This window comes from Microcystis sp. M179S2, assembly GCF_020245805.1.
In the GTDB taxonomy this organism is placed as follows: Bacteria; Cyanobacteriota; Cyanobacteriia; order Cyanobacteriales; family Microcystaceae; genus Microcystis; species Microcystis aeruginosa.
Genome location: NZ_JADBUE010000034.1, coordinates 47,033 through 53,117 on the forward strand (window position 1 = coordinate 47,033; position 6,085 = coordinate 53,117).

Genomic DNA, 6,085 nt, shown 5'->3' on the forward strand with positions numbered 1-6,085 from the left:
TCCACAGAAACATATCAAGCCTGACTAGACACTTTACACCATCTTGATTTCCATTGACTCTTGACTTTCTCATAGAGGTACTAGATTAGGCCCCGATCATTTCTCCTTCAATAAATATAACCCGTCTAATCACCTATGGCCGAAGACCTAGCTATCATTTTCTCGTTCACGAATTTCCTCGTACAGTAAGTCTAAACCGATCAGAACCTTCTCTCGATCGGACAAATCACCGATAATTTTCCGCACCGGGGGAGGGAGGACTTTCGCAAGGGTAGGAGTGGCGAGAATCTTGTCTTCCTCCGCTAGTTGCGGGTTTTTCAGCACGTCAATCACCTTGAGCGCATACACTCCCTGAAATTCCTCTTCTAGGATATTTTTCAGGGTTTTCAAGGCACGCACGGAGTTGGGGGTATTCCCGGCGACGTACAGTTTTAAAACATAGGTTTTTTTAAAGACGCTCATAGGTTAGAATCAAAAGGGCTTGGGATACGAGTTCATCGCTATTTTTCTGGGATATTTTAATCTATTCCCAATATTGACACTCCCATCGCACTCAAGCGAGGGATTCTTAGTTCAACGAGTCCACTTAAATTAGATGCCTTGCGTTATCCAACCCAGAGGTGGTTCTCTCCCTAAGCGTTACTTTTCGTATGCCCTACGATAGTTGTATTTCTACAAAGTTTGCTTGAATTGAAACGTTAGCTTCAAATACTGCTTTGTCTAGTTCCTGCAAAGATTTTACCTACTCACAGGTGAGAAACTAGAACTATTGAGTAGAACCCTATATCTTTGATTGTCAAGGTGCAGATAGCGTAGTGGTTAGACTACAGGGGTTTTTAGAGCGGTTGATTACCCTATCCGCTATACTCATATAGTAGCTATTTGGCCTGAGTAGGTCAAGACCCTTAAAAGAAGAAGTTATTCGAGATTTTTTCAGGATACTGGACACTTATTTTTAATCGTGCTTCGTGTCACTGAGCCTGTGGAAGTGCTGTTTTATATTGGCGCTTGGTTTCATCCCGTCGCACTAAGTGCTTCGGGTCTTCACCCCGACATTTGAGATAAATCATCAGGGATATCCTCGCGAGGTATGGAACGACGGTACATTTCCCCCAAGTGAGCAAGGATATCAATGAGAGCGAGACGATAATCTAGGAGAATTTCCTCACTTCTGCCTTCTAATTTTAACTGTTGGGAAAATTCATCCATTAACTCCATGTGAATTTCCAGAATTTGCGACACTGAGAGATCGGTAAAAAAGACATTATTAACCAACTCATCGATCGCTTGATTAATCGGATAATCCTGTTGGAAGTAATTTAAAATAATCTCCCGATAATCTCTTCTTAATTCCCGCAGTAATTCGTTTTTTTCCTCCGGGGCAAGATGGCGATAGAATAGCTGCGGGTTGCGTTTGTAGTAAACACCTAAATAGCCGAGTCTTTCTTTTAATTTTTCCGCTAAACGGCGCTGTTGTAGGAGGAGAAAACTGTGATTATTTTCCACGGGATTTGGTTGGTTAACAATCGTGGTAGGTTCGGAAAAAGAGCAATTAGGAGCTAAATGGAGAAATCGAGCGATCGCTTGGTCGATGACCGAGGTGATGCTGTCTAATTCCTTGACGGTAATTTGTAATTCGGCACTATGATAGAGACAGGTGGGAGAGTCATTCGTCTCGGCAGTGATGTTCTTGTCAGCGACAATGATCACTACTGGCAGTAAAATCCCCCCTTCGTAGAGTTGATTAAAAGTCGGCTGTAGGGAAGGATGAGAGACCACCAGCAAACAATCGATTTTTTCCTTCTCTGCCTCGATATTAGCCAGTAATTCGCTAGAAGAAGACCCTAGGGTTAGATTATAGCGTTCATTAGCCAATAAAGCCGTCAAAGAATTAACCAGCCCCGGAGGTGAACTCACTCCCGTCAAGGGTGGGTCCGTTGGGACAAAAGCATAAATAGTCAGTCTCGGAGGCAACGTTTTCTCACCCGCAAGGTAGATAGAAAATAACAAACTATAGGTTAGGCTTTCTCTGTTGAGAAGACAACCCCCTCGCCATCAGATCGGGGAAGTTAAAGTTAACTTTGCTTTTTGGCAGTGGGTATTGTAGTTAATTGTAATCAATGGGGAGGTCGTCTAGATGAGCAAGCGTCATAATCAAGGTAGATTCAAGTTCTAGGACTACTAATAGTTTGGCCATCAGTTTGTTAATTATGCCCTAAAGTTACCGCCACCGCCCACCCAATTATCCCCATGCCTAGCGTTACCCTCAGCCTCCATCACTTTCATCAATCCGTCACTGCCTGTGAATTAATTATTGACCGGGCAAGTCTTTGCGATTTAATTAATACGGGCAATCCAGAAGCGATCGTGGTGGTGGATGAGCGGTATTGTCCCCTAGGACTGATTGAGAGTCAAACCCTGATTGCTTATCTCCTCTATCAACAACAGCACCCCGAAACCAGAAACCCCTCCTCCAGCTGCCTGGATCTGAGCGGTTGGCTGCGTCCGATTATCCCTCTTAACGCTCGCATGGCCGTAAGTGAGTTTCTGGCAACCCTGACGGGAGAAGCGCTCGCCTTCGTCCCCATTTTAGTGGATGCTCAGGGCAAACTGTTAGGACGCTTAGACACGGGCAAACTTCTCCAATTTTGTCTCGGGTGCTCGATTCTCGATGATCCTCCCCCGCAGCCCCGCATCAGCGATCGCAATTCCCTCCCCCGCAGCGATCATCCTCTGGAATTTCTGGAACAATTACCGCTGCCGCTGCTGCTCTACAGTCCAGAAGCGGGAATTTTATACCAAAATCAGGCTTGGTGTCAACAAATCGGGGCGGCTTTCCCCGCTAATATCGATAACTTTCCCTTTGCTTTGGTTAATGACCCCTTAACCCGCCCATCCCCCACCCCCCCCCTGTTTCCCCAGCGTCTAGAAACGGTGACATCGGGTTTAGCCAAGACTTGGCGACTGTTGTCCGTGCCGTTAAATTGGGCGGATAATTATCCCTTGCTCGAGAAAGCTTCGGGACTGTGGTTACTGTTGGCCACCGATATCACGGAACAACAGCAATATTGTCAGGAATTAGCGGTTAAAAATGCCGATTTAGTCCATTTAAATCGTCTTAAGGATGAATTTCTCGCCTGTGTCAGCCATGAGTTTAAATCGCCCCTCACCGCCGTGATCGGTCTCTCCAATCTGCTGCGGGAACAAAAAATCGGTGAACTTAACCCCCGACAGTCGAAATATGCCGATTTAATCTATCGCAGCGGTCGCCAGTTGATGGCTCTGGTCAATGATCTCCTCGATTTAACCCGCTTGGAGACAGGACAACTAAAATTAACTTTCACTAGAGTCAAAATCGATCGCCTCTGTCAACGGGTGTACGATATCATCGTCGATAAGTATCCCCAACGTCTCGATCTCCCCGGCAGCTATCGTCTTGACATTGAATCAGGGTTAGATTATGCCCTGGCCGATGAAGCCCGTTTACAACAGATGTTAGTGAATTTGTTAGATAATGCGGTTAAATTCACCATTGATGGCGGTAATTTCGGCATTAAAGTCAATCGTTGGGAAAATTGGCTGGCTTTTACCGTCTGGGATACGGGGATCGGTATTCCGGAAGAATCCCAGCATCTGATTTTTCAGAAATTCCAACAGCTAGAAAGTCCTTTCACCCGTCAATTTGAGGGTGCAGGTTTAGGTTTAGTCCTCAGCCAAAAATTAGCGCGCTGTCACGGTGGCGATCTATCCTTTGTCTCCAAGGACCGGGAAGGCAGTCAATTCACTTTACTGCTGCCGGTTCATCCCCAAGCTGCCGAGCAGGAGTCCGCCACTCCCCAGCGTCTGGTGTTAGTGGTGGAAGCTAATCCCCAAGTGATCGAACAGTTTGTCGATCGCTTGAGTGAATTGGGATTAAAAGCGATTATCGCTCGTAGCGGCACTGAGGCGATCGAAAAAGCCAGGCAGTTAAAACCCCGTTGTGTTTTTCTCAATCCCAATCTACCCCTGTTGTCCGGTTGGGATGTGTTAACGCTGCTGAAATCCCATCCCCAAACCAAAGATATGAAAGTTATTGTCACCGCTGCCGATTCTGAGCGCAACCGCAGTCAACAGCAAGGGGCCGATAGTTTTCTGGTTCCGCCGATCACATCGGCAGCTCTGCAAGCTTGCCTGAATCTGACCGTTTCCCCTGTTCCTAGCCGCAAACGGCGCACTGCTCCGACTCTGCTGCGTTTACACGGCCATTATGCCCCCAATTTCTCCGATTTATCTTCCTTTAGCTGGATTTGGAATAATCAATTAGTTCGGGAGAATTATCGTTTTATTGAGGCCGATAGTTGCGAACAGGCGGAACTTTTAGCTGGTGTCTGGGAGGTGGACGCTATCTTAATCGATAGTTCGATCGCAGAAGATTTATACTCTTATCTGCAAACCTTGAGCGAGTCGCAAACCCTAGCTAATTTACCCCTAGTCACCCTTGATGTGGCTGTCACCGAGGTGGCCAATCAAATCCCCGGTTTAGCCGTTTTTCCCTGTTTGGCCCCCCCGACGGAAAACCGCATCGAACAGCTATTAAAGGTAATCGAGACTGCTGATCTGGCTTTTTCTGGCCACTTGAGCGGCGATCGCGTCCTGTAGGGGCGAAGCATTCGGGCATAACCTATCGGTGAAACCGGAGATTTTCTATCCGAATGCTTCGCCCCTACTTTTTGCCGCAAACCCTAAATAGCTGAAAATTTGTCAAAACGTCGTGCTTTGCTTACCTCATAAGCGATTAAAGGTAACAAAACAAAGAATTAGATTCGGAGAATGAATCAGATCTAGGGAAGTGGGGAAGTGGGGAGAAACTCTTTTCAGTGATCTGTTGACAATTTTTCAGTGATCTCTTGACAAATAGGGAATTATGTGTTGACAGAGGAAAAATTTGCTGTTAGCATTACGATAATTATTCATACATCCACTTTACCTCTGTGGGAGTCTATACAGATGACAAAATTACTCAGATTTACCATTCCTAGCGCTGCTGCTCTGGCCGTCGCCACTGCCTTAGGCCTCGCCACTGCGCCAGCCCAGGCGGCTGCTATGGTAACCTATAAGGGCTGTACAAGTACCTCATTCTGTACACTCACCGAGCTCATTAACGGTGGTTCCATCACAGTTGATGAGGACGGAAATGGCACAATTGAGAAAACCTTCGCCAATTGGGGTAATTACGATTTTATGCCCTCCGGAGCGGGCAATACTCTGTCCGATCCCGCAAGCAACATTCGAGTGAGTGCAACCGGCACTTACATTCCTGGTGTCTCTGGTAGTGCTACTCTCAATTACACTGTTGTTAATAATGCCCTGAAGTTAGCACCGACACTTCCGGCGGGTAATGCCCTCTCGTGGAGTGCTGTTGTTGACTTCACGTTCGATATCACATCCGCTGAATATGTCCCAATCACTGAACAGATAGATAAGCTAACAGGTGCGGCAGTTGTTGGTCCCACTTCTGGAGTGACAAGTTACGCATCTTTCAATAGTACCACGTTGGTCTCCGACGGCACGTCGATGATGACTGACACTATTCCATTGAGTCCACCAATGACAACGTCGATGATCGGGAACACATTAGACCTCAGAGCTCGCCGGATTAGAATTCCAGCGGCTTCGGCTGTTGTGGGTACGTCCGAAATTACGAGTTTCTCACAAACCTTCACCCAGGTGGTTATTCCCGAACCGGGTACTGTTGTTGGACTGCTGGTTGTTGGTGGCTTAGGTCTGGCGATGAAACGTAAGCAACAGGGATAACTGAGCTTGGCTTCAGGACAACTTTGAGCAGAGACATCGTAGCTGCTTGCATTGAAACTCCGTCCTTTGGGGGCGGTTTTTAATTAGGGTATGCTGAACGAACCCGCGTCAGTCCCCACAGGAGAAACTTTTTCAGCCAACCCTAATTGGGGTTATACTTTAGACGTTCATAATCTGAGATTTATTAAACTTCTGAAATCGTAGAGTCAGCAAGGAATCCAGTTCTTTTTTATGTTTCAGATGGGCATCATTCAGACATTCATAAATAGCTGAAGAAAAGTCAGAAAAGTTC

At 46.5% G+C, this 6,085-nt stretch carries 4 protein-coding genes and 1 pseudogene; 2 read left to right on the top strand and 3 right to left on the bottom strand.

Annotated features, from left to right (window positions below; all coding sequences use genetic code 11):
- Positions 1-147: 147 nt before the first annotated feature.
- Both kaiB and IM500_RS02095 read right to left on the bottom strand, forming a co-directional pair.
- Positions 148-462: a circadian clock protein KaiB gene (gene kaiB / locus IM500_RS02090; RefSeq protein WP_002733742.1), complete on the bottom strand. Its 315-nt coding sequence runs from the start codon at positions 460-462 to the stop codon at positions 148-150.
- 582 nt (positions 463-1,044) lie between these two features.
- Positions 1,045-1,974: a circadian clock protein KaiA gene (locus tag IM500_RS02095; protein WP_190719084.1), complete on the bottom strand. Its 930-nt coding sequence runs from the start codon at positions 1,972-1,974 to the stop codon at positions 1,045-1,047.
- A 276-nt stretch (positions 1,975-2,250) separates the two neighbouring features.
- On the opposite strand from IM500_RS02095, the gene IM500_RS02100 reads away from it, so the two are divergent.
- Both IM500_RS02100 and IM500_RS02105 read left to right on the top strand, forming a co-directional pair.
- The gene (locus tag IM500_RS02100; RefSeq protein WP_287737531.1) at positions 2,251-4,638 is read left to right on the top strand and encodes an ATP-binding response regulator; all 2,388 of its coding nucleotides are present in this window, start codon (positions 2,251-2,253) and stop codon (positions 4,636-4,638) included.
- A 348-nt stretch (positions 4,639-4,986) separates the two neighbouring features.
- Positions 4,987-5,793 (top strand): PEP-CTERM sorting domain-containing protein, encoded by an 807-nt coding sequence (locus tag IM500_RS02105; RefSeq protein ID WP_190719090.1) that lies wholly within the window; start codon positions 4,987-4,989, stop codon positions 5,791-5,793.
- Positions 5,794-5,952: 159 nt separating this feature from the next.
- Here the strand turns inward: IM500_RS02105 and IM500_RS02110 are convergent.
- Positions 5,953-6,085: pseudogene (locus IM500_RS02110) on the bottom strand (IS630 family transposase); the annotation flags it as partial.